General features: G+C 74.7%; 16 protein-coding genes and 1 riboswitch. Of the genes, 12 read left to right on the top strand and 4 right to left on the bottom strand.

Annotated features, from left to right (window positions below; genetic code table 11):
- Window positions 1–46 precede the first annotated feature (46 nt).
- The gene (locus tag ABUL08_RS10365) at window positions 47–1,453 is read right to left on the bottom strand and encodes an MFS transporter (RefSeq protein WP_350936879.1); all 1,407 of its coding nucleotides are present in this window, start codon (window positions 1,451–1,453) and stop codon (window positions 47–49) included.
- Window positions 1,450–1,797: a nuclear transport factor 2 family protein gene (locus ABUL08_RS10360; RefSeq protein ID WP_350936877.1), complete on the bottom strand. Its 348-nt coding sequence runs from the start codon at window positions 1,795–1,797 to the stop codon at window positions 1,450–1,452. Before ABUL08_RS10360 ends, ABUL08_RS10365 begins: the two co-directional genes overlap by 4 nt.
- Before the next feature lie 112 nt (window positions 1,798–1,909).
- On the opposite strand from ABUL08_RS10360, the gene ABUL08_RS10355 reads away from it, so the two are divergent.
- From ABUL08_RS10355 to ABUL08_RS10335, 5 genes are all read left to right on the top strand, one after another.
- Complete coding sequence (locus tag ABUL08_RS10355; protein ID WP_350936875.1) at window positions 1,910–4,603, top strand: helix-turn-helix transcriptional regulator; 2,694 nt, start codon at window positions 1,910–1,912, stop codon at window positions 4,601–4,603.
- Between the two features lie 118 nt (window positions 4,604–4,721).
- The gene (locus ABUL08_RS10350; protein ID WP_350936873.1) at window positions 4,722–6,545 is read left to right on the top strand and encodes a glycoside hydrolase family 3 protein; all 1,824 of its coding nucleotides are present in this window, start codon (window positions 4,722–4,724) and stop codon (window positions 6,543–6,545) included.
- Window positions 6,546–6,709: 164 nt separating this feature from the next.
- Window positions 6,710–6,883: riboswitch (cyclic di-AMP (ydaO/yuaA leader) on the top strand.
- A gap of 1 nt (window position 6,884) precedes the next feature.
- Complete coding sequence (locus tag ABUL08_RS10345; RefSeq protein WP_350936871.1) at window positions 6,885–7,574, top strand: transglycosylase family protein; 690 nt, start codon at window positions 6,885–6,887, stop codon at window positions 7,572–7,574.
- 132 nt (window positions 7,575–7,706) lie between these two features.
- On the top strand, window positions 7,707–8,720 hold the full coding sequence (locus ABUL08_RS10340; RefSeq protein WP_350936869.1) for a radical SAM protein: 1,014 nt from the start codon (window positions 7,707–7,709) through the stop codon (window positions 8,718–8,720).
- Window positions 8,721–8,781: 61 nt separating this feature from the next.
- Complete coding sequence (locus ABUL08_RS10335; RefSeq protein ID WP_350936867.1) at window positions 8,782–9,213, top strand: YbaB/EbfC family nucleoid-associated protein; 432 nt, start codon at window positions 8,782–8,784, stop codon at window positions 9,211–9,213.
- Window positions 9,214–9,302: 89 nt separating this feature from the next.
- On the opposite strand, the gene ABUL08_RS10330 is transcribed toward ABUL08_RS10335, so the two are convergent.
- Both ABUL08_RS10330 and ABUL08_RS10325 read right to left on the bottom strand, forming a co-directional pair.
- Entirely contained in the window at window positions 9,303–11,330 is a 2,028-nt protein-coding gene (locus ABUL08_RS10330; protein ID WP_350936866.1) for a M4 family metallopeptidase, read from the bottom strand.
- 188 nt (window positions 11,331–11,518) lie between these two features.
- On the bottom strand, window positions 11,519–11,728 hold the full coding sequence (locus ABUL08_RS10325; protein WP_350936864.1) for a hypothetical protein: 210 nt from the start codon (window positions 11,726–11,728) through the stop codon (window positions 11,519–11,521).
- A 261-nt stretch (window positions 11,729–11,989) separates the two neighbouring features.
- Between ABUL08_RS10325 and ABUL08_RS10320 the strand changes: the two genes are divergently transcribed.
- From ABUL08_RS10320 to ABUL08_RS10290, 7 genes are read left to right on the top strand one after another with little or no spacing between them, the layout of a single operon-like run.
- Complete coding sequence (locus ABUL08_RS10320; protein WP_350936862.1) at window positions 11,990–13,375, top strand: hypothetical protein; 1,386 nt, start codon at window positions 11,990–11,992, stop codon at window positions 13,373–13,375.
- A 23-nt stretch (window positions 13,376–13,398) separates the two neighbouring features.
- Complete coding sequence (locus ABUL08_RS10315) at window positions 13,399–14,445, top strand: transporter substrate-binding domain-containing protein (RefSeq protein ID WP_350936861.1); 1,047 nt, start codon at window positions 13,399–13,401, stop codon at window positions 14,443–14,445.
- Between the two features lie 10 nt (window positions 14,446–14,455).
- Window positions 14,456–15,574 (top strand): hypothetical protein, encoded by a 1,119-nt coding sequence (locus ABUL08_RS10310; RefSeq protein WP_350936859.1) that lies wholly within the window; start codon window positions 14,456–14,458, stop codon window positions 15,572–15,574.
- Complete coding sequence (locus tag ABUL08_RS10305) at window positions 15,571–15,828, top strand: hypothetical protein (RefSeq protein ID WP_350936858.1); 258 nt, start codon at window positions 15,571–15,573, stop codon at window positions 15,826–15,828. Before ABUL08_RS10310 ends, ABUL08_RS10305 begins: the two co-directional genes overlap by 4 nt.
- 27 nt (window positions 15,829–15,855) lie before the next feature.
- The gene (locus ABUL08_RS10300) at window positions 15,856–17,712 is read left to right on the top strand and encodes a serine/threonine protein kinase (protein ID WP_350936856.1); all 1,857 of its coding nucleotides are present in this window, start codon (window positions 15,856–15,858) and stop codon (window positions 17,710–17,712) included.
- Window positions 17,713–17,741: 29 nt separating this feature from the next.
- Window positions 17,742–19,172, top strand: coding sequence for a VWA domain-containing protein (locus tag ABUL08_RS10295; RefSeq protein WP_350936854.1), 1,431 nt, complete (start codon window positions 17,742–17,744; stop codon window positions 19,170–19,172).
- A 6-nt stretch (window positions 19,173–19,178) separates the two neighbouring features.
- Window positions 19,179–20,960, top strand: a complete 1,782-nt coding sequence (locus ABUL08_RS10290) for a hypothetical protein (protein WP_350936852.1) — start codon at window positions 19,179–19,181, stop codon at window positions 20,958–20,960.
- Window positions 20,961–20,984 lie beyond the last annotated feature (24 nt).

The raw sequence follows: 20,984 nt of genomic DNA, 5'->3' as shown, positions 1-20,984 counted from the left end.
CACGCCAACCGGCCCGGCGGATGCCGGGCCGGTTGGCGTGACCAGGTCAGGCGGTGTGTCGCGGCAGCAGCCGGACCAGCAGCGCCACCGCGACGCCCAGCGCCACCAGCACGTCCAGGCCGAGCGTGAACGCGTGCGGGAAGCCGCCGGTGCCGAGCGCGGAAAAGAACACGCTGCCGATCAGGGCCACCCCGATCGCGTTGCCGGCCTGCTGCGCCGCGGAGAGCACCCCGGAGGCCGCCGCCGCGTGCCGGGCCGCCACCCCGGCCAGCACGATCGACGGCAGCGGCGCGACCACCAGGCCCATCCCGACGCCGGCCACCGTGAGGCCCGGCACCAGCCAGCCGACCGGGTCGTGTGCGGCGAGCGCGAGCAGGGCGTACCCGGCGGCGACCACCAGCGTGCCGACGGTCAGCGTCCGGCGGCCCCGCCCGGCGGCCAACCGGCCCGACAGCACCGACGTGACCAGGTAGCCGACGCCGAGCGGCACGAAGAGCACCCCGGACGCGAGCGCCGACAGGCCGCGCCCGTCCTGCAGATAGACCGCCAGCACCAGGAAGAACGACGCCATGGTGAGCTGGAAGGCCAGGCTCACCAGCACGCCCACGGTGTACGCGCGGTCGGCGAACAGGCCCGGGTGCACCAGGGGTGCGCCACCGCGTGCCGCCAGCCGCCGCTGGTGCAGCGCGAACACGGTGAGCGGCAGCAGGGCCGCCAGGCACCAGCCGGCCGGCTCGCCGGCCACCAGCGGGTGCACGACGGCGACCAGGCCGAGCGTGACCAGCACGGTGCCGGGCAGATCGAGGCGGGCGCCGGTGGCGGAGCGCGACTCGGGCAGCAGGCGCCGGCTGGCCGCGACGGCCGCCACGCCGATCGGCAGGTTGATCAGGAAGATGCTCCGCCAGCCGAGACCCGCGATGTCCATCCTGATCAGCAGGCCGCCGATGAGCTGCCCGAACACCGCGCCCAGCCCCACCGCCACGCCGTACGCGCTGAACGCGCGGGCCCGCCGGGGACCGGTGTAGACGGTGGTGATGATGGCCAGCACCTGCGGCATCAGCAGCGCGGCGCCGACACCCTGCACGACCCGGCCGGCGACCAGCACGCCCGCGGTCGGCGCCAGCCCGCACGCCGCCGAGGCGAGGGTGAACAGGCCGAGGCCGGACGCGTACAGCCGGCGTCGGCCGTACAGGTCGCCCAGCCGGCCACCGGTGATCAGTCCGGCGGCCAGCGCCAGCCCGAACGCGGCGACCACCCACTGCACCGCCGAGGGACCGGCCCGCAGGTCCACCTGGATCGACGGGATGGCCACGTTGACGATGAAGAAGTCCAGCAGCGTGACGAACGTGCCGGTCAGCAGCACCAGCAGGGCGCCCCAGCCGGTCTCGGCCCGTACCGGGGTGGCGGGCGGCGCGGCGATGGTGCCGGTGGCCCGCTCCTGCAGGGTCGTCATGCCGGGACCTTGTCGAGGAAGCCGTGCACCCGGGCGATCCGGCCGTCCTCGGCGAAGACCGCGACGTCGAAGCCGACGACGAGCGGCTCCGCGCCGGGCGCGCCGAGGGCCCAGGTGAACCGGGCGATGTCGTGGTGGGCGTCCACCGGGCCGAGGCTGAACCGCAGGCCCGGGAACTGCCCCTGCACGGCACCGATCAGCGCGGCGATCGCGTCCCGGCCCTCGACGACCGCCAGCGGGTCGGTGTAGCGGCCGTCCTCGGCCCACACCTCGTCGATCAGCAGCCGCCGCTGCGCCGGCTCCGTCTCGTTCCAGCTCTCGATGTACCGGTCGATGACCTTCATGGGGGTTCCTCCCGCTCGTTTCTCCGATGCCGGAAACGCTATGGCGCGGCGCCGGTCCCGAAATCTGTCGCGCATCAGTACTTCTGTCGGCGCGCGTCGGTAACCTCTCGCCATGCTGTACGGGCGGGACGCGGAGTCGGCGGTGCTGAGCAGGGTGCTGGACACCGTCCGGTCCGGTGGCAGCGCCGCGCTGGTGGTCCGCGGTGAACCGGGCATCGGCAAGACGGCGTTGCTCGCGCACGCCGACACGTCCGGGCTGCGGGTGCTGGGCGGGGTCGGCGTCGAGTCCGAGGCCGAGCTGCCGTTCGCGGGCCTGCACCTGCTGCTGCACCCGGTGCTGGACCGGCTCGACGCGGTGCCACCGGTGCAGGCCGAGGCGTTACGCGGGGCGTTGGGGCTGGCCGAGGCGGGTGCGCCGGACCGGTTCCTGGTCGGCCTCGCGGTGCTGTCGCTGCTGTCCGAGCTGGCCGACGACGGTCCGCTGCTGGCCGTCGTGGACGACGCCCAGTGGCTGGACCGCGCGTCCGCCGACGCCCTGCTGTTCGCGGCGCGCCGGCTCGGCGCCGAGCCGGTCGGCCTGCTCTTCGCCGCCCGTCCGGACGGCTTTCCGGCGCCCGGCGTGCCCGAGCTGCCGCTGGGCGGGCTGGACCCGTCCGCCGCGGCGGCGCTGCTGGCCGCGCACGCCGCCGACCTGGACGCCGGCACGCGCTACCGGGTGCTCGCCGACGCCGTCGGTAATCCGTTGGCGCTGATCGAGCTGCCGGCGGTGGCGGCGTCCGCCGGGGCGGCGCTGCCCGACCGGCTGCGGGACGCGTTCCAGGCCCGGGTGCGCACGTTGCCCGACGGTGTGCGCGCCATGCTGGAGGTGGTCGCCGCCGACGACACCGGCGACCTGGGTGTGCTGCTGCGCGCGGCCGGCAAGCTGGGCGCCGACGGCACCGACCTGGACGTCGCGGTCCGGGCCGGGCTGGTGACCGCGGACGGCACGGTGACGTTCCGGCATCCCCTGGTCCGCGCCGCGGTGTGGCACGGGACGCCCCCCGGGCGGCGGATCGCCGTTCACGACGCGCTGGCCGCCGCGCTGGACCGGCCGGGCGACGCCGATCGTCGCGCCTGGCACCTGGCGTCGGCGACCACCGGCACCGACGAGCGGGTCGCCGCCGAGCTGGAGCGCACCGCGGCGTGGGCCGGTGAGCGCAGCGGGCACGCCGCCGCGGCCGCCGCGTACGAGCGGGCCGCGCAGCTCTCCGCGGACCCCGCCGCCCACCTGCGGCGGCTCACGCTCGCCGCCGAGGCCGCCGCCGAGGCGGGCGACCTAGACCGCTCCGACGCCCTCGCCGCCCGAGCCGAGCGCCCCGGCGCCGACGATCCGGTGCTGGCGGCCCGGCTGACCGCGGTGCGGGCCGCAGCGGACTTCTGGCGCGGGGCGCTGCCGTCGGCGCACGGGCGGCTGCTGCGCGGCGCCACCCGGGTGGCCGCCACCGACCGGCACCTGGCGCTGAGCCTGCTCGTGGAGGCGCTGCACGTCGGCTGGTACGCGGGGGAGCGGGAGCTGTCGGAGTCGGTGGCGCGGTTACGGGCGGCGCTGGTGCCCGACGATCCGCTGACCCCGCTGGCCCGGCTGTCGATGCACGCCGTCACCCCGATCGTCGGCGTGACCGACGACGGCGACGGCGTCGACTGGGCGGCACCCGGGGCGATGATCGAGGTGGCCCGGACGGCGGCGGACGAGCCGGGTGTCGCGATCCTCGTCGCGGGGCTCGGGCTGATCCTCGGGCAGGAGACGGTCACCGTCGAGTTGGCCGAGGAGCAGGTGGACCGGGCCCGCCGCCAGGGCCGGGTGGGTTGGCTGCCGCAGGCGTTGTTCTACCTGGCGTGCGGTTGGCAGTTCGCGGGCTGGCCGGCCCAGGCGACCGCGGCGACGCAGGAGGCCCTGGCGATCGCCCGGGACACCGACCAGCGCCAGTGGATCGACCGGCTCGGTGAGCCGCTGGCGTACCTGAGCGCGGTGGCCGGTGACGAGGACGAGTGCCGGCGGATCACCGACGAGGCGCTCGCCCGCGTCGCGGGCGGCGATCCGGCCTGGCAGGTGCCCTGGGTGTACGCGGCGCTCGGCCTGCTGGAACTCGGTCAGGGGCGCGCCGGGTCGGCGTTGACCTGGCTGACACCGCTGGCCGACGGCCGGGCCCGGTTCCACGTCTCGGCCACCCGCAGCACCCCGGACCTGGTCGAGGCGGCGGTCCGGACCGGCCGGCCGGAGGCGGCGGTCGAGGCGTTCCGCCAGTACGAGCGCTGGGCCGCGCACGCGCGACAGCCGTGGATCGACGCGGTCGTGCTGCGCTGTCGGGCGCTGCTCGGCCCGGACGAGACGGCCGGCGAGTCGTACGCCGCGGCGCTGTCGGCGTACCGCCGGCTCAACCGGCCGTTCGACGAGGCCCGCACGGCGCTGCTGTACGGGGAGTGGCTGCGCCGGGGTCGCCGTCGGGCGGAGGCACGGACGTATCTGGCCGCCGCGCTGGACGGCTTCGAGAAGGTGGGGGCGACGCCGTGGGCGGCGCGGACCCGTACCGAGCTGGCTGCCGCCGGCACCCCGGCGCCGAGCCGCCCGACCGGTCTCGCCGCCCGGCTCACCCCGCAGGAGCTGCAGATCGTCACGCTCGCCGCCAGCGGCCTGTCCAACAAGGACATCGCGACGCGGCTGTTCCTCTCCGCCCGCACGGTCGGCTATCACCTCTACAAGGCGTACCCGAAGCTCGGCGTGGTGTCCCGCGCCGAGCTGTCCGACCTGGACCTGACGGGGGTGTGACCGCCGGCGGTCGCCGAACCGCCCGGCGGTTCCGGAACCGGCGCATCGTTCCCAGTCGATGCAAGCTGGCATAGGGTGCCGGTGAACGGCCTCAGCGTTCCTCCGGAAGGAGCGATCCGTGATCCGTCGCCACCGCCCCCTCGCAATCGTCGGCCTCCTCGTCGCGGTCACCGCCCTGGTCGCGCCCGCGCCGGCCACCGCCGCCGGGCTGCCCTACCAGGATCCGACCCTGCCCGTCGCGACCCGCGTCGCCGACCTGCTCTCCCGGATGACCCTGGACGAGAAGCTCGGCCAGATGACCCAGGCCGAGCGCGGCTCGGTGACCGCCGCCGACCTCACCACCTACCGGCTCGGCTCGCTGCTCTCCGGCGGCGGCTCCGCGCCCACGCCCAACACCGCCACCGCCTGGGCCGACATGTACGACGGCTTCCAGCGCGCCGCCCTCGCCACGCCCCTGGCCATCCCGATGATCTACGGAGTGGACGCCGTGCACGGGCACAACAACGTCCACGGCGCGACGATCTTCCCGCACAACATCGGCCTCGGCGCGACCCGCGACCCCGCCCTGGTGCAGCAGATCGGGCAGGCGGTGGCCGAGGAGGTCAGCGGCACCGGCGTCGACTGGGACTTCGCCCCCTGCCTCTGCGTGGCCCGCAACGACCGGTGGGGCCGCACCTACGAGTCGTTCGGGGAGACCCCGGACCTGCCGTCGAGCATGTCCACACTGGTCACCGGCCTGCAGGGCAGCACCCTCGGCGGGCCGACCTCGGTGCTCGCCACCGCCAAGCACTACGTCGGCGACGGTGGCACCACTGGCGGTGTCGACCAGGGCGACACCCGGCTCAGCGAGGCCGACCTGCGGGCCGTCCACCTGCCGCCGTTCCAGGCCGCCGTGCAGCGCGGGGTCGGCTCGGTGATGATCTCCTACAGCAGCTGGAACGGCGTCAGGATGCACGGCAACCAGTACCTGATCACCAGCGTCCTCAAGGGCGAACTCGGCTTCTCCGGCTTCGTCGTCTCGGACTGGAACGGCATCGACCAGATCGACGGCGCCGCCGGCTTCACCGCCGCCGAGGTCACCGTCGCGATCAACGCCGGCATCGACATGGTGATGGTGCCGACCGCCTGGAAGACGTTCCTCAGCACGCTCCGCGCCGAGGTGCAGAACGGCCACGTCCCGCTGAGCCGGATCGACGACGCGAACCGGCGCATCCTCACCAAGAAGTTCGAGCTGGGCCTCTTCGAGCGGCCGTACACCGACCGGAGCTGGACCGCGACGGTGGGCGACGCCGCCCATCGGGCGCTGGCCCGGCAGGCCGTGCGGGAGTCCCAGGTGCTGCTGAAGAACGCCGGCGGTGTGCTGCCGCTGGCCCGGGACAACAACAAGATCTTCGTGGCCGGCAAGAACGCCGACGACATCGGCAACTCCAGCGGCGGCTGGACCATCTCCTGGCAGGGCTCGTCCGGCGCGATCACCCCCGGCACCACCATCCTGCAGGGCATTCGCGCGGCGGTCGGTCCGACCACGACCGTCACCTACAACCAGCGCGGCACCGGCATCGACCGCAGCTACCGGGCCGCGATCGCGGTGGTCGGCGAGACGCCGTACGCCGAGGGGCGGGGCGACCGGACCGGCAGTATGAGCCTGGACCGGGACGACCTGCGGACGATCTCGACGCTGCGCAACGCGGGCGTGCCGGTTGTCGTGGTGCTGGTGTCCGGCCGTCCACTGGACGTCGCCACCGAGCTGCCCCGCTGGGACGCGCTGCTGGCGTCCTGGTTGCCCGGCACCGAGGGCGCCGGGGTGGCCGACGTGCTCTTCGGTGCCGCGCCGACCGGAAAACTGCCGATGACCTGGATGAACTCGGTCAGCCAGCAGCCCATCAACGCCGGCGACGGCCAGGTCCCACTCTTCCCTCAGGGCTTCGGCCTGACCTACTGACGACACGCGTGGACTGTCCGAGCGGGAGCTTGTAAGGCACGCTTCCGCACCCCGCAACTCGAGATGTCGTGCCGTCGCTCAGCCGGGTGAAGAACTTCACAAGAAGTGGGCGATCGCCCGAAACCGTCCCTAACGTCGTATGCGTTCGCGATCGCGGACACCACGGACCGGCAACGCCTAATCCCGCCGCCGGTCCGGTGGTACCTGGACCTCAGGCGGGAGCGGGGGACCCACACGTTCCTCGGTGCTCGACACCTCGGGGTGAAGCCGCCATCCGGCGGCCGGGCTCCTCGGCCCGAACCCGACAGCTCACCTCGTCGGCGTGGAGGAAACCACACAATGGCTACTGCACACATCGCTCGCCACCGTCGGACCAGCGCCCGTCGGGTCGCCGTCGGGGCGCTCGTCGCCGGCGCCGCCACCGGTGCCGCCGCGATCCTCGGCCCGGTCGCGCCGGCCAGCGCGGCCAGCGTCAACTGGGACGCCATCGCCCAGTGCGAGTCCGGCGGCAACTGGCACATCAACACCGGCAACGGCTTCTACGGTGGCCTCCAGTTCACCAAGGGCACCTGGAACGGTTACGGCGGCCAGAAGTACGCCAGCCGCGCCGACCTGGCCAGCCGCGGTGAGCAGATCGCGATCGCCGAGAAGGTCCTCGACGGGCAGGGCATCGGCGCCTGGCCGGTCTGCGGCAAGAAGGGCGGCTCCACCAAGCACTACTCCAGCAAGGACTCCGGCTCGTCGGCCAAGAAGGACTCCGGCACCAAGCACCGCTCCCACTCCGGCACCAAGTCGAAGGCGGAGCACCGCTCCTCGCGGGACGAGAAGCCCGCGACCCGTGACCACCGGCGTACCGCGCCGGCCTCGGGCGGCTCCACCTATGTGGTGAAGTCGGGCGACACGCTGTCGATGATCGCCGACGCGAAGGACCTCGCCGGCGGTTGGCACGCCCTGTACGAGCGCAACAAGCGCGTCGTCGGCGCCGACCCGGGCCTGATCTTCCCGGGTCAGCAGCTGCGCCTGCGCTGATCGGCGTACCGGGTCCGCCCGGTGCCGATCGACCACGAACGCCCGGCCGGGTCCACCGGCCGGGCGTTCCGTCGTAGCCGGCCCGGAGGGTGACGTCGGGTTTGCGGGGGCCGGATCAGGGCATTCGGGGGCATGTCGACCGTCGTCGAGGATCCGCCGCTGCCGACGCACCTCCAGTTGGAGATCACCTCGGCGTGCAACCTGCGCTGCCTGATGTGCCTGGTCCGCTACCGACCGCCGGTGAACAAGCTGGCCGGGGCGATGGCCCCGGAACTCTTCGACCGCATCGTGGCCGACGTGCCGGGGCTGCGCCGGCTGACCCTCCAGGGGCTCGGCGAGCCGCTGCTGTCGCCGTACCTGGCCGACATGATCGACACGGCGGTGGGCCGGGGCATCACGGTCGGCTTCAACACCAACGCCACCCTGCTGCACCGGCGCCGCGCCGAGGAACTGGTCGCCAGCGGGGTCGACTGGCTGCACGTCTCGCTCGACGGCGCCCGGGCGGCGGCGTACGAGCGGGTCCGCGACGGCGCGAACTTCGACGTCGTGGTGGCCAACCTCGCCGGCCTGGTCGAGGCGAAGCGGGCGGCGGGCAGCGCCACCCCCTGGATCCGGGTGGTCTTCGTCGCCATGCGCGACACCGTCGCGGAGCTGCCCGAGCTGGTCCGCCTGCTCGGCCGGATCGGGGTGGACGAGCTGCACGTGCAGAACCTGTCGCACAGCTTCTCCGACGCCGACCCGGCCGGCCGCTACGCCGAGATCCGCGAGTTCACCGCCGACCAGGCGCTCTGGGCCGGGGTGGACACCGACCGGGCCGCCGCGCTGTTCGGCGAGGCCGCCGCGGTGGCGCGGGAGACCGGCGTACGCCTGCGGCTGCCGCACCCCGGTGCGGCGCCGGCCGCCCCGCGCACCGCCGGCCCGGGCTGCTCGTGGCCCTGGGACGCGGCGTACGTGACCAGCGCCGGCGTGGTGCAACCGTGCTGCATGGTGATGGGCGACGACCGGGTGCGGCTGGGCTCGCTGGACGAGCGGTCGTTCCCGGAGATCTGGCACGGCGAGGAGTACCGCCGGTTCCGGCGCCGCCTCGCCGGCGAGACGCCCCCCTCGGTGTGCCGCGGCTGCTCGCTCTACCGGCGCACCTTCTGAGCCGCGTCGCCCCGGTTGCTATCGTCAGCCTGCTCGGCCCGGACGTGAAGAAAGCGCGGCTATGACCAACGAACCGATCACCCCTGCCGCGACCCTCGACGACCTGCTCACCAGCACACAGCAGATGCTCGCGATGCTGCGGTCGCAGGCGGTGGAGCCGGCCGACGGCGACGCCGTGGCCCTGCTGCGGGCGGAGGGGACCGCCGCCGACGGGCGGGTGACGGCCACCGTCGTCCAGGGTGGCCGGTTGGCCTCGCTCACCGTCGACCCGGAGCTGCTGCGGCAGGGCAGCGAGGCGGTCTGCGACCACGTGGTGGGCGCCGTCAACGCCGCCCTCGCCGAGCTCGACGAGCGGGTCAGTGAGTCCGCGCGGGCCGACGTCGACGCCCTGGCGGCGCGGTTGGGCGGGGTACGGGAGCCGTCCGCGCGGCGGATGGCGATGTTCAGCCAGGCCATGGATGACGTGGCCGCCCGGCTCCACCGGGACCGCTGAGGCCGCCCGTCGGCCCGCTCCGTCGCTGGTCCGGACACGACGAAGCGGCCGGCCGTCGGGAGGACGACGACCGGCCGCTTCGTTGGTGATCAGCTCAGGTTGAGCGCGGTGTCATCGACGACGAAGGAGGTCTGCAGGGAGCTGTCCTCCACGCCGCTGAACGAGATGGTGGCGGTGGTGCCGGCCAGCGACGAGACGTCGAAGGACTTGAGCACGTAGCCGGCCGCCGCGTTCACGTTCGAGTACGTCGCCAGGGTGGTGCTGCCGGCCTTGACGGTCAGCTTGTCGTAGGCGGTGGTACCCGACTCGGCGGTGTCGATGTGCAGGTAGAAGGAGAGCGTCGCCCGGCAACCGGCCGGGATGCTCACCGACTGCGACAGGGTGTCGGTGTGGGCCGATCCGTAGCCGTTCATCCACGCCTTCCAGGAACCGCTGCGCGCGGCCTGGCCGGTGGAGCTGTCGATGACGCCGGAGGAGGCGGTCCAGCTGACGTTGCCGGACTCGAAGCCCGGGTTGGCCAGCTTCTGGCCGGAGCAGGAGCCGGTGGGCGGCGGGGTGGTGGTGCCGGAGCAGGTCGGGTCGCCCGCCTGCGCCGGAACGCTGACGGCGTCCCAGGCGGCCTTGACCGTGTTGAACTCGGTGCAGCTGGTCGGGTACAGGTTCTTCGCCGCCTGCAGCGTCCAGGTGCGGTACTTGAGGTACGACGAGCCGGTGGTCTTCAGCAGCATCGCGTTGTACATGATCTTGATGGCCTTCTGGATGCCCAGACCGGTCACCGTGCTGCTGTTGCAGGTCGGGCTGGTCGGCTGCCCGTTGGTCGGGTTGGTGCCCATGGCCAGCAGGTAGAACCAGTGGTTGCCCGGACCGGCGGCGGCGTGCACCTCGGTGGTCGGGATGCTGCTGGAGTAGCAGTTCGCGTCACCCAGCGCCGACGGGTTGTACATGTTGCGGATCGGGCCGCTGCCCACCAGGTTGATCTTCTCGCCGACCAGGAAGTCGGGAGCGTCGTAGGTGGACGGCTCGTTGGCGTACCACTCGGTCGCCGCGCCGAAGGTGTCGGCCACGAACTCCTGGGTGCCGTTGCCGGAGATGCCACCCGGGGTGTGGTCGTCGATGCCGTGGCCGATCTCGTGCGCCACCACGTCCATCGAGCCGATCCACTGGCCGGCGGTGTTCTTGCCGATCTGCACCTGCGAGCCGTCGTAGTAGGCGTTCTGGTCGTTCAGGCCCACCCGGATCGGCCAGTAGCCGCCGTTGCCGTCGGCGCCGTTGCGGCCCAGCCACGCCGAGAGCATCTTGTCCTCGGTCTGCGCGCCGAAGAGCGCGTCGACGCAGCCGGTCTCCCGGTTGGTGCCGACGCCGTTGCCCCACGAGTCGTCCGAGCCGGTGAAGGTCGTGTTGGTCGCGGCGTCCTGGCAGACCAGCGTGGGCTTGCCCGGGTCCTTCATCGAGTACGTGCCGCCCGACAGCGTGGTGCCCAGGGTGACCGGGCCGTTCCAGATGCCGGAGCCGCTGCCGCGGACGACGTGCTCCTGCTTGCGCAGCACCTTGCCGGTGGCCGCGTCCACGTCGACGGTGAGGCGGCTCGGGCCGTCCGCGGTGGTGCCGCGCACGGTGGTCTCCCACGCCAGCGTGGGGGCGCTGTCGAGGGTGAAGACGACCAGCTTGGTGCTCTCGACGGAGGAGACCGTCTTGAGCTGGGCGCGGGAGGTCTTCACCGCCGCGGCGGAGGTGAGCTTCGGCGAGGTGGCGAGGTTGCCGATGGTCTGCTGCTGCGCGACGGAGGCGTACTTGACCTGGCCGGCCGAGTCGGTCGCCAGGACGAAGTCACCCCCGACGACCGGCAGGCCCTTGTAGGTGCGCTCGTAGGGCACGTACTGGGTGCCCTCGGAGGAGATGACCGACTTCTGCACGAACGCGTCGTCGGCGCTGGCGTGCAGATAGGACGGCCGGCTGGCGACCAGCGAGCTGGCCGTGTTGGCGGCGAGCGTACGGGCCTGCGCGGCGTTGGGGGCGGGGGCGGGGGGCGCGGCCTGCACGGCCGCGGCGGTGCCTGCGGCGATCAGGCCGGCCGCGGCCGCGCCGGAGAGCGCGACCAGGCGGGGTGAGAGCTTCAAGGGGGTGTGCTCCTGTTCCTCGGCGACGCGCGGAGCCCGGTGGGGTCGCGCGTCGCACCGTGACGCGAGTGGGGCGATGGGCGGTCTCCGGAGCTGCCGGCGTGCCCGGAACAAACCGACCGACCATCTCGGAGTCACCGGGGGTCGATGACTCGCGGGAGCACAATCACACGGCCAGGTGTCACAGATCAATGGGTGACCAGGGCAACTGTTTCGTTTGGGTTACCGGAAGCGCCTCTGTCGTTCACGAAGCCATGATCTTCAATAGCCCCTGGCCAGCGCATTTGCCATTCGGTGCCAGCGCGATCTTGACCGGATTGATGGCTATTGCCGCGTTGTGCTGGTGACGCACATTCGGTCTCATCCGAGATGCCAATCCCTCCCGCCTTCCGGTTCATCGGCCCCATCGGACGGCCCGGGTGCGGCCGACCGACCGGTGGCGCCGGGCACCGTTCGGTGGATGTCCGAAAATGGTCACGCCGGCCCCGGAAGCCCCGGCCCGGATCCCGGTCGGTCGAGGGTGGTCGGATACCGGACAGCGAGCGGATCATCACGCTCCGGCCTGCCATCCTGAGCTTTCCCCGCCGGCACCCCGCTGACCGCCGGGGCATCCCGGCGAGCGGAGGTACGACCCGCGACAGGCGTGAACGGGGGAACGGATGGCCACTCGGACCGGAGCCGACCGGCGCTCCGCCCTGTCGACCGCGGCCCTGACCGCCGCCGGCACCCGGACCGACCGGGGCGTCCCGCGCCCGCCCCGGCACCCGATGCGGAGCACACCCGTCCTGATCGTCGTGCACGGCGCCCTGCTCACCGCGTTGCTGTTGGCCACTGCGGTGGTCGCCGCCGGATCGAGCGGTCCGGCCCGCACGCTCGGCCGCCGCTCCGCCGACCTCGCCGCCGGCACCAGCACCAGCGCTCGGCAGATCTACCGCACCCTCGCCGACGCGGACGCCGCCGCCAGCGCCGTCTTCCTGCTCTCCCCGGGCGACCGCCGCCGACGCGGCCTGATCGACGGGTACGACGACCGGATCCGCCAGGTCCGGGCCGCGCTCAGCGCCTCGATGGGCGCCGCCGTCGACGACCCCGACCGGCTGGCCCGGCTGGCCACCATCGCCGCCCGGTTGCAGGTCTATCAGCGGATCATCGACGACGGTCTGGGCCGCCGCTGCGACGACCGGACCAGCCCGGAAGGCCCGGCGATCTGCGCCAAGGCCGACGACGAGACGGTCGCGACGGCGAAGAACCGGGGCGTGCTCGCCTCGGCGTACGCCCGGGAGGCCTCCCACTACATGTCCGCCGAACTGCTGCGGACCGCTCAGGACCTGTGGAACTACGACACCCGGCAACTGCGCGAGGCCCGGTCGACGGGCCGGTGGTGGCTGCTCGCCTCCCTGCTGGTGCCGCTCGCCGCGCTGGTGGCACTCGTGGCCGTGCAGTGGTGGCTGTGGCGGCGCACCCGCCGCCGGCTGAACGCCGGGTTGCTGGCCGCCACCGTGGGCGTCGCCGCCGTACTCGGGATGCTGGTGGCGTCGTGGTGGCACTGGCCCGCGGCGGACGACCGGTTCCCGGTGCTGGAGCAGGCCATCGGGACGCAGAGCGGCACCCAGCAGCGCCTCGGTGACCTGCTGCGGGGGCGCGCGGACGTCTACCTGGCCCTCGGGTCGAGCGTCGACCCGGCAGGCCACCGGCAGGACTTCCTCAGCCGGGGCGTCTGCGGCGTCCCGCCCGACGCCGTCGACTGCGGCACGCTCAATCCGGTCTGGTCGGCCCGGCAGGGCTACCCGCCGGGGGCGTTCGGGGCCGCCGTCGACACCGTGCTGAAGGACGGGTCGGGCCGGACGGGAGCGGCGGCGCGCTCCTTCGACCAGGTGACCGACCGACTCACCGGCGAACTCAACGACGGCGACCGGGCCGTCGACGCGGCGGTGGCGCGGCTGCCCCGGGCACCGCGACAGCTCGGCGGGTCAGCCGCCTGGGTGACCCTGCTCGCCGGGGTCGCCATGCTCCTCGGGCTGCGGCGACGCCTGGTCGACTACCGGTGAGCCGGCAGGAAGGGGAGCGTGGGGTGAGGATCCGCCCGACGGTGGGGTGGCTGGCGGCCGTCGTGCTGCTGGCGGCGGCCGGCTGCTCGGCGACGTCCGGGTCGACGGCCGCCCCGCCCGCCCTGCCCGCCGAGGTGACCAGCACCCCCACCGCCGCTGCGCGTACGGGCGGCCTGTGCACCGTCCGGCACAGCTACCCGCCCAGTGCGGTACCGCCCGGGCGGGTGCTGACCCGGGGCAGGCTGGTCGCCGGGGTCGACCCGTCGGACGCGACGATGAGCCACTGGGACGCGACCGCGCAGCGCTTCGAGGGCTTCAACATCGACCTGGTGCTGGCCGTGGCGAAGGCGATCTGGCCGGACCGCGACCCGCGCAGCATGACCGAGTTCCGGGCCGTCCGACCGGGTCAGGGCGCCTTCGACGCGCTCGTCGGCGACGACCCGGTGGACGTGATCGCCACCTCCCTCACCGCCTCGTGCCGGCGCGCGCAGGATGTCGTCTTCTCCAACGACTACCTCGACTCCGGGCAGACCGCCCTGGTGCGGCGGGTCGGAACGGCACCGGAGTACGCCGGCATCGACGACCTGGCCGGGCGTCGGGTCTGCGCGGCGGCGGGGACGACCTCGCTGGAGACCGTCGCCAGCTATCGGACCAGGGACGGCGGACGCCTGGTGCCGGTGCAGGCCGAGAACGTCATCGACTGCCTGGTGATGCTGCGTCAACACCAGGTCGACGCGGTGAGCACCGACGAGAACATCCTCCTCGGCTTCGCCCAGATGGCCCCGGACACCGTCCTGGTCACCGCTCCACCGGCGGACAACGCGGCGTTCTGCGCCTACCACGTCACCTCGGCGCGGCAACCGTGCACCTGGCTGACCGACGAACCGCACGCGTTCGCCTTCGCCAAGGGCGAGGTCGAGCTGGTCGCCTTCGTCAACCACGTCCTGGCCGCCGACGGCCCGGCGGGGCAGCGCGTCTGGCAGCAGGCCCATCAGCGCTGGCTCCCCGACCACCCGGACCGGGGAATGCCCTCGCCGGGCACCCCCGTCACCTCCTGGCCGCCGGCGTGAGGGGCGCGCCGTGACGATCGACGCGCGGCTGATCGCCGAGGCCCGGGAGAGTCACGCCCGGGTGTCCCGGTGCCTGCTGGACGCCCGGAAGCTGGTCGACGAGGAGTTCGGTCGGCAGCGCTCCTGGACCGGTGCCAGCGCGGCGGCCGAGCGGGACGCCCGGGAGCGGCTGCACCGACTCGGCTGCCTCTCCTTGGCCCTGGACGCGCTGATGGAGCGGATCGACGAGCGGGAGCAGTCGCCGGGCGGCCGACCCGCCCTGGCCCGGCTGCTCGCCGAGCCCTGCGTGGTCCGGTTCACCGCAAACACCGGCGAACCGGCCCACGACGAGGCGTTGACCGTCGTCGGGATCGTCGCGGCGGCCCGCGAGCAGTCCGACCGCATCGGTGACCTGGTGGCCGGCCACCGGTCGGCCGCGTCGAGCGTGGCGGCGCGACTCGCCCGGCTCCGTACCGACTTCGAGGAACTCGCCGCCCGAACCGGCCCCGGCCGGGCTGACGGGGATCGGACCGGCGACGACGGCACGGGCCCGGGCGACGGGCCGGCCGGTCGACTGGCCGCGCTGCAGCGGCAGGCCGCGGCCGATCCGCTGGGCTGCGCCCGGCCCGGCCCGTGGCGCGACGCCGTGAACCGGGCCGCCGACGAGGTCGCCGTGCTGCGTCGCGCCCGGGCGGCGGCGGCCGAGCAGGACCTCACCGCCCGGGCCGAGCGGCTGCGCACGGCGGTACGACGGTGGCGACACCTGGTGACCGAGGCGACCCGCGAAGGGCTGGGCGACGGCACCGACCCGGTCGTCGGGCTCCCCGTCGACGCGCTGCTGGACCGGGTCGGCCACGGCGTCCCGAGCGGCCCGGACGCGCAGGCCGTCCTCGGCGAGGAGCTGGACCGGACCACCGAACGGGTCGACGCCGCCCGCCGCCGGCTGCGCCGCCGCTGCCACGCCGAACTCGGCGGCCGGCTGGAGGCGTACCGGCAGCGGGCCGCCGACGAGGGGCGGGCCGAGCACCCCGAGCTGGACCGGCACTACCGCGAGGCGCGGGACCGGTTGCGTCCGGACGGCTTCGCGGTCACCGCCGCCAGCCGGGCGGTACGCGCCTACCAGCAGGCCGTGAACGAGGGGACGCGATGACCCACCGCACCTGCGCCGACCGCAACTGCCCCGGAGAGGTGGACCGGGACGGTTTCTGCCGACTGTGGGGGCACGAGTGCGCGGGTGTCGCGCCGGCCGCCGCCGTACCGGCCCGACCGGCCCCGGTGCGGCTCCGGCCGACGTCCAGGCCGTGGCTGCACCCGGCCGTCATCCCGCCGGTCGCCCCCCGGGACCCGCAGACCGCCGTGCTGCCCCGGTCGGTCGTCTCCGCCCACCCCCTGTTCTGCCCGTAGAGCGGCTGCCGCAGTCGGCTGGAGAAGGTGAGCGAGTTCTGCCCGGATTGCGGCACCCGCCTCTCGTTGACCCCGCCACTGTCCGACGGGGAGCTGCGCGCCGGCCGGTACCGGATCGTCGGCTGCCTCGGCCACGGCGGCGTGGGCTGGGTGTTCCTCGCCCGCGACGAGGCGATGGACGGCATCTGGCGGGTCCTGAAGGGACAGCGCAACCCGGACGACCAGGAGGCGGCCGCCGCCTTCGTCGCCGAACGGCAGGCGTTGATCGCGCTCAACCACCCCCGGATCGTCACCATCACCGACGCGCTGCGCGAGTCCGACACCGACGCCGGCTACCTGGTCATGCAGTACGTCGACGGCGGCACCCTGGAGGACGCCCGGCGCGACCTCGGCGCCGACGGCGGGCCGGCGGCCGTCGACGTCGGCCAGGCGCTCGGGTACGGGGTGCAGATCCTCGACGCCTTCGAGTACCTGCACGACCAGGGCTGGCTCTACTGCGACCTGAAGCCCGACAACGTCATGCTGATCGCCGGGCAGGGCGTGGACGGCCCGCTCAAGCTGGTCGACTTCGGGGCGGCCCGCCGGATCGACAACCGGGTCAGCCCACCGTGGGGCACCGCCGGCTTCGAGGCGCCCGAGGTGGCGCCGCTCGGCCCGGCCGGGCCCAGCGTCCGGTCGGACATCTACACCGTGGGTCGTACCCTCGCCGCGCTGACCCTGGCCACCAGCTCGGCCGACCTGCGGGCACTGCCGGCCGGGCCGGACCTGCACCGGCTCGGCCTCCCGGCGACGCACGACCCGTTCGTGCGGCTGCTGGCCCGGGCCACCGCCACCGCGCCGCAGGACCGCTTCGCCTCCGCCGCGCAGATGCGCGAGCAGGTCCGGGGCGTACGCCGGCAGGTCCGCTCCGCCGCCGACGGCGAGCCGCGACCGACCCGCTCGACGCTGTTCAGCCCGGCCGCGTGCGCCTTCGCGCTGCACACCGACGTGGGGGACCTGGACGTGCGGGAGATCCTGCTCGGCCTGCCCATGCCGCTGGTGGACGGCGCCGACCCGGCCGCCGGCTTCCTCGCCTCCCTGGGGCCCGCCGAGCCCGACGAGCTGATCGTCCTGCTGGAGAAGGCCCCGGAACGCACCGCCCAGGTCGTCTACCGGATGGTCCGCGCCCACCTGGCGGCCGACCGGGTCGAGCCCGCGCGTGCCCTGCTCGCCGACGTCCCCGACGAGCCGGGGGACTGGTCGCTGTGGTGGCACCGGGCTCTGGTGGCGCTGGTCGGCGGCGAGACCACCGCTGCGCGGGACTGGTTCGACCGGGTCTACGGCTGGCTGCCGGGGGAGGTCTCCGCCCGCCTGGCGTACGCGGTGGCGTGCGAGCTGGACGACGACCTGGCCACCGCCGCCGCCCACTACCGGGGCGTGTGGACGGCCGACCGGGGAGTGGTGGCGGCGGCCTTCGGGCTGGCCCGCTGCCTGCGCGTCACCGCGGACCCGCGCCGGGCGGCGGACGTGCTGCTCACCATGCCGGAGGCGTCCCGGGCCACCGCGCTGGCGGTGACCTGCGCGGTCCGCATCCTGCTGGAGGCGCCGGACGACGGCCACCGGCTGGACGCCACGCTCGACGCGGCGCGGGTGGTCGAGGGGCTGTCCCGGTTCGCGGAACGGGACCTGGTCGAGGCGTACCTGCTGCGGATCCTGCTGGAGTACGACCTCGCCGACCCCCGGCACGCCGGCCGGCGTCTCTTCGGCCGCCCCCTCGACGAGCGGCACGTCCGCCGCGCCTTCGAACGCCGCTGCCTGCGCCTGGCCCGTCGGACCGGCGACCGGGCGGAGCGGACCGAGCTGGTCGACCTGGCCAACACCCACCGCCCGGTGACCTGGTGGTGACCGCCGACCCCGAGGAGAGGAGCGCGCCGGTGTCCGACGGTGCCGAGCTGACCCTGACCGCGCACCACAGCGCGTACCTGCCCGCCGAGGGGGGCGTGGTGGACGTCGTCGCCTCCGTGCGGGGCGGCGCGCCGGGCGGCGGGGAGACGTCCCACGACGGGCTGGCCGAGGTGATCCTGCTCGACTGCTCCGGCTCGATGGGTGCCCCGCAGGCCAAGATGCGGGCCGCCCGGGCGGCCACCCTGGCCGCGCTGGACGCGCTCCCCGACGGGGTGGCGTTCGCGGTGGTGGAGGGGACCGACCGGGCCACGATGTGCTATCCGGCCGAGCCCGGGCTGGCGGTCGCGGGCGAGCGGACCCGCGCCGAGGCGCGGCAGGTGGTCCGCCGGATGCAGCCGCACGGCGGTACGGCCATCGGCCGGTGGCTGCTGCTCGCCCGGGATCTCCTCGCCGGTCGGCCCGACGCCATCGGGCACGTCATCCTGCTCACCGACGGCCGTAACGAGTCGCAGCACCCCGACGAGCTGCGCGCGGCGGTGGCGGCCTGCACCGACCGGTTCACGGTGGACTGCCGGGCCGTCGGCTCGGCGGACGGGGTGCACGACTGGGACGGCACCGAGCTGCTGGGCATCGCCGAGACGCTCGGCGGCAACCCGGTCGTACCGGTGGAGGACCTGGCCGCGCTGGCCGCCGACTTCGCGGTCGTGCTGACCCAGGCGATGACCCGCCGGGTGGGCGACGCACGGCTGCGGGTCCGGACCCCCGAGATCGCCCGGATCCGCTTCGTCAAGCAGGTCTTTCCGACCATCGTGGACCTGACGCCGCGCGGGGTGGCGGTGGGCGCGCTCGGCACCGACTTCCCGATCGGCGCGTGGAGCCCGACCGACCAGCGTGACTACCAGGTCGCCCTGGAGGTCGACCCGATGCCGGCGGGGGCGACCCGGCGGATCGGCTGGTTGAGCCTGCACACCGGCTCCGGGGCGCAGGGGGACGAGGAGCCGCTGACCGTGGAGTTCACCGACGAGGTGGACCTGTTCAGCACCGTGCACGACACGGTCGCCCACTACACCGGCCAGCAGGACTACGCGGACGCCTTCCGGCGCGGTCTGCGGGCGGCCGAGGCGGGGCGGCTCGACGAGGCCGAAGAGCACTTCGGTCGGGCCGTGGCGCTCGCGCACGCCGGCGGCAACCGCGACAAGCTGGCGTTGCTGGCCCGGATCGTCGAGGTGCTGGACGCCCCCGCCGGTCGGGTCCGGCTCAGGCGGGGCGTGGACCCGCGCAAGCGGCAGCCGTCCGTGGTGCACGCCTCGCAGACGTCCCGCTGGCGCGCGGCCGAGCCGGCCGCCGTCCCGGCACCGGCCGTCGCGGCCGGACCGTGGCGGCACTGTGGCCAGGAGCGCACCAGCGCGTTCTGCGGGGACTGCGGGGTCGGGCGGCACGCCTCCGGCGTCGACGCCTGAGCGCGGATGAGCCTCGACTCCTGGAACCAGGTGGCCGGCGTGGTCAGCGGTGTGCTGGCGCTGGTCGGCGGGGTCGCCGCCGTCCGCCGCCACCAGCGGGGCCGCGCCGAACGCGGCTGGTGGACCGCGCTGCGCCCGCTGTGGCAGCACCAGCACGCCGAGCGGATGCTGCACCCGCACCGCTTCGGTCGCGGCCCGGTCCGGCCGCTGGCGCAGGTGTACGTCCCACGCCGGGCGGTGCCCCGGCTCGACCCGGCCGGCGGCGAGGTCGACGTCGCGCGGCTGCTCACCGGCACCGGGCACGTGCTGCTCCTCGGCGAGCTGGGCAGCGGCAAGTCGGCGCTGGTCCGGCAGGCGTGCACCGACTCGGCGCGACGCTGGCTGGCCGGGCGGGGGCGGCTGCGGCGTACCGGTGCGGGGCCGGTGGTGCTGAGCCTGCCGGCGGCCGCCCTGGTGGACCAGGCGTTGCCGGCCGCGCTGCGGGCGGCGTACCGGGAGGTCTGCCCGGGGTTGGACGTCACCCGGCCGCCGGCGCGCGGCCGGGTCTGGCTGGTCTGCGTGGACGGGGTCGACGCGGTCACCGACCCGGACGACCGCGGCCGGGTGCTCAACCGGCTCGCCGACGCGGCCCGCACCGGCGGGCCGGAGACCACCGGGCCCCGGCCCTGGCGGGTGCTGGTGACCACCCGGCAGCTCGCCGGGACCGAGCTGGCCGTGCTGCGCGACTACCAGGCCCACCACCTGGTGCCCTTCACCGACGCGGACGTGGCGCTGCTCGCGTCGCGCTGGTTCCCAACCGGTGGCACCGCGGCGGCGTTCCTGCGGTGGCTGCGCGACCAGCGGATCGACGAGCCGGTACGCAACCCGCTGACCGCCACCATCGCCGCCCTGGTCTGGGACAACGAGTGGGCCGGGTCGATCCCGGGGACCGGTCCCGCCGCCCTGCTGGAGGGGTTCGTGGCGGCGCTGCTGGCCGGCGGGCGGGCCACCCTGGAGGCGGTGGCGGGGCGGCTGCGGGCCACGCCCGGCGGGGAGCCGCTGGCCGCCTGGCTGACCACCCACCAGCCGGAGCTGGTCGAGGTCGCCGCGATCGCCGCCCGCGACGGCCACGACCCGGTCGACGCCGCCGTCGCCTGGTCGGCCCGGCACGCGCCCGGCCCGCCGGCCGGAATCGAGCCGGACTGGGCCGGGCAGGTCCGCGCCGTGCTGCTGGCCACCGGCCTGTTCCGCGAGCCGCGGGCGGACGAGCGGAGCGGCTCCGGCGACCCGGCGGCGCTGCTGCCCGCCGGAGCGGGGCTGCTGGACTATCTGGCGGCCGGGCCGCTCGCCGACGACTGGCGGGAGGACCGCTGGATCGCGGCGATGACCACCACCGGCGACCGTGGCCTCGGGCTGTACGCGCTGACCCGGGTGGCCACCGCACCGGACTTCCTCCAGCGGATGGCGGCGCAGGGGCCGGCCGGCGCCGTCTCCGCCGGGTACGCCCTCGCCGCCGGTCAACCCGTCGCGGACGCCGTCCGCGCGGAGGTGCTGGCGGCTCTGCTCACCCACTGGTCCGCCCACCCCACGACGACCGACCCCGGGACCGACCCGGACGCGGACCCGGCCCGGGAGTGCCTGTCGCTGCTCATCACCCTGGCGGCCGTCCGGTCCACCCGGGAGCTGCTGCGCCGGATCGGCACGGATCCGCAGCGCCCGAGGGTGGTCCGCGAGGCCGCCGCGCTCTTCTTCGCCGTACGCCAGCAGACCGCCGGCCGGGTCCGGCCCGGTGCGGACGTCGCCGGCTGACGGGCACCCGTTCCCGGCGGGGTG

The sequence above is a fragment of the Micromonospora sp. CCTCC AA 2012012 genome (genome assembly GCF_040499845.1).
Classification (GTDB): domain Bacteria; phylum Actinomycetota; class Actinomycetes; order Mycobacteriales; family Micromonosporaceae; genus Micromonospora; species Micromonospora mangrovi.
This window is presented reverse-complemented; position numbering and strand designations above follow the sequence as displayed.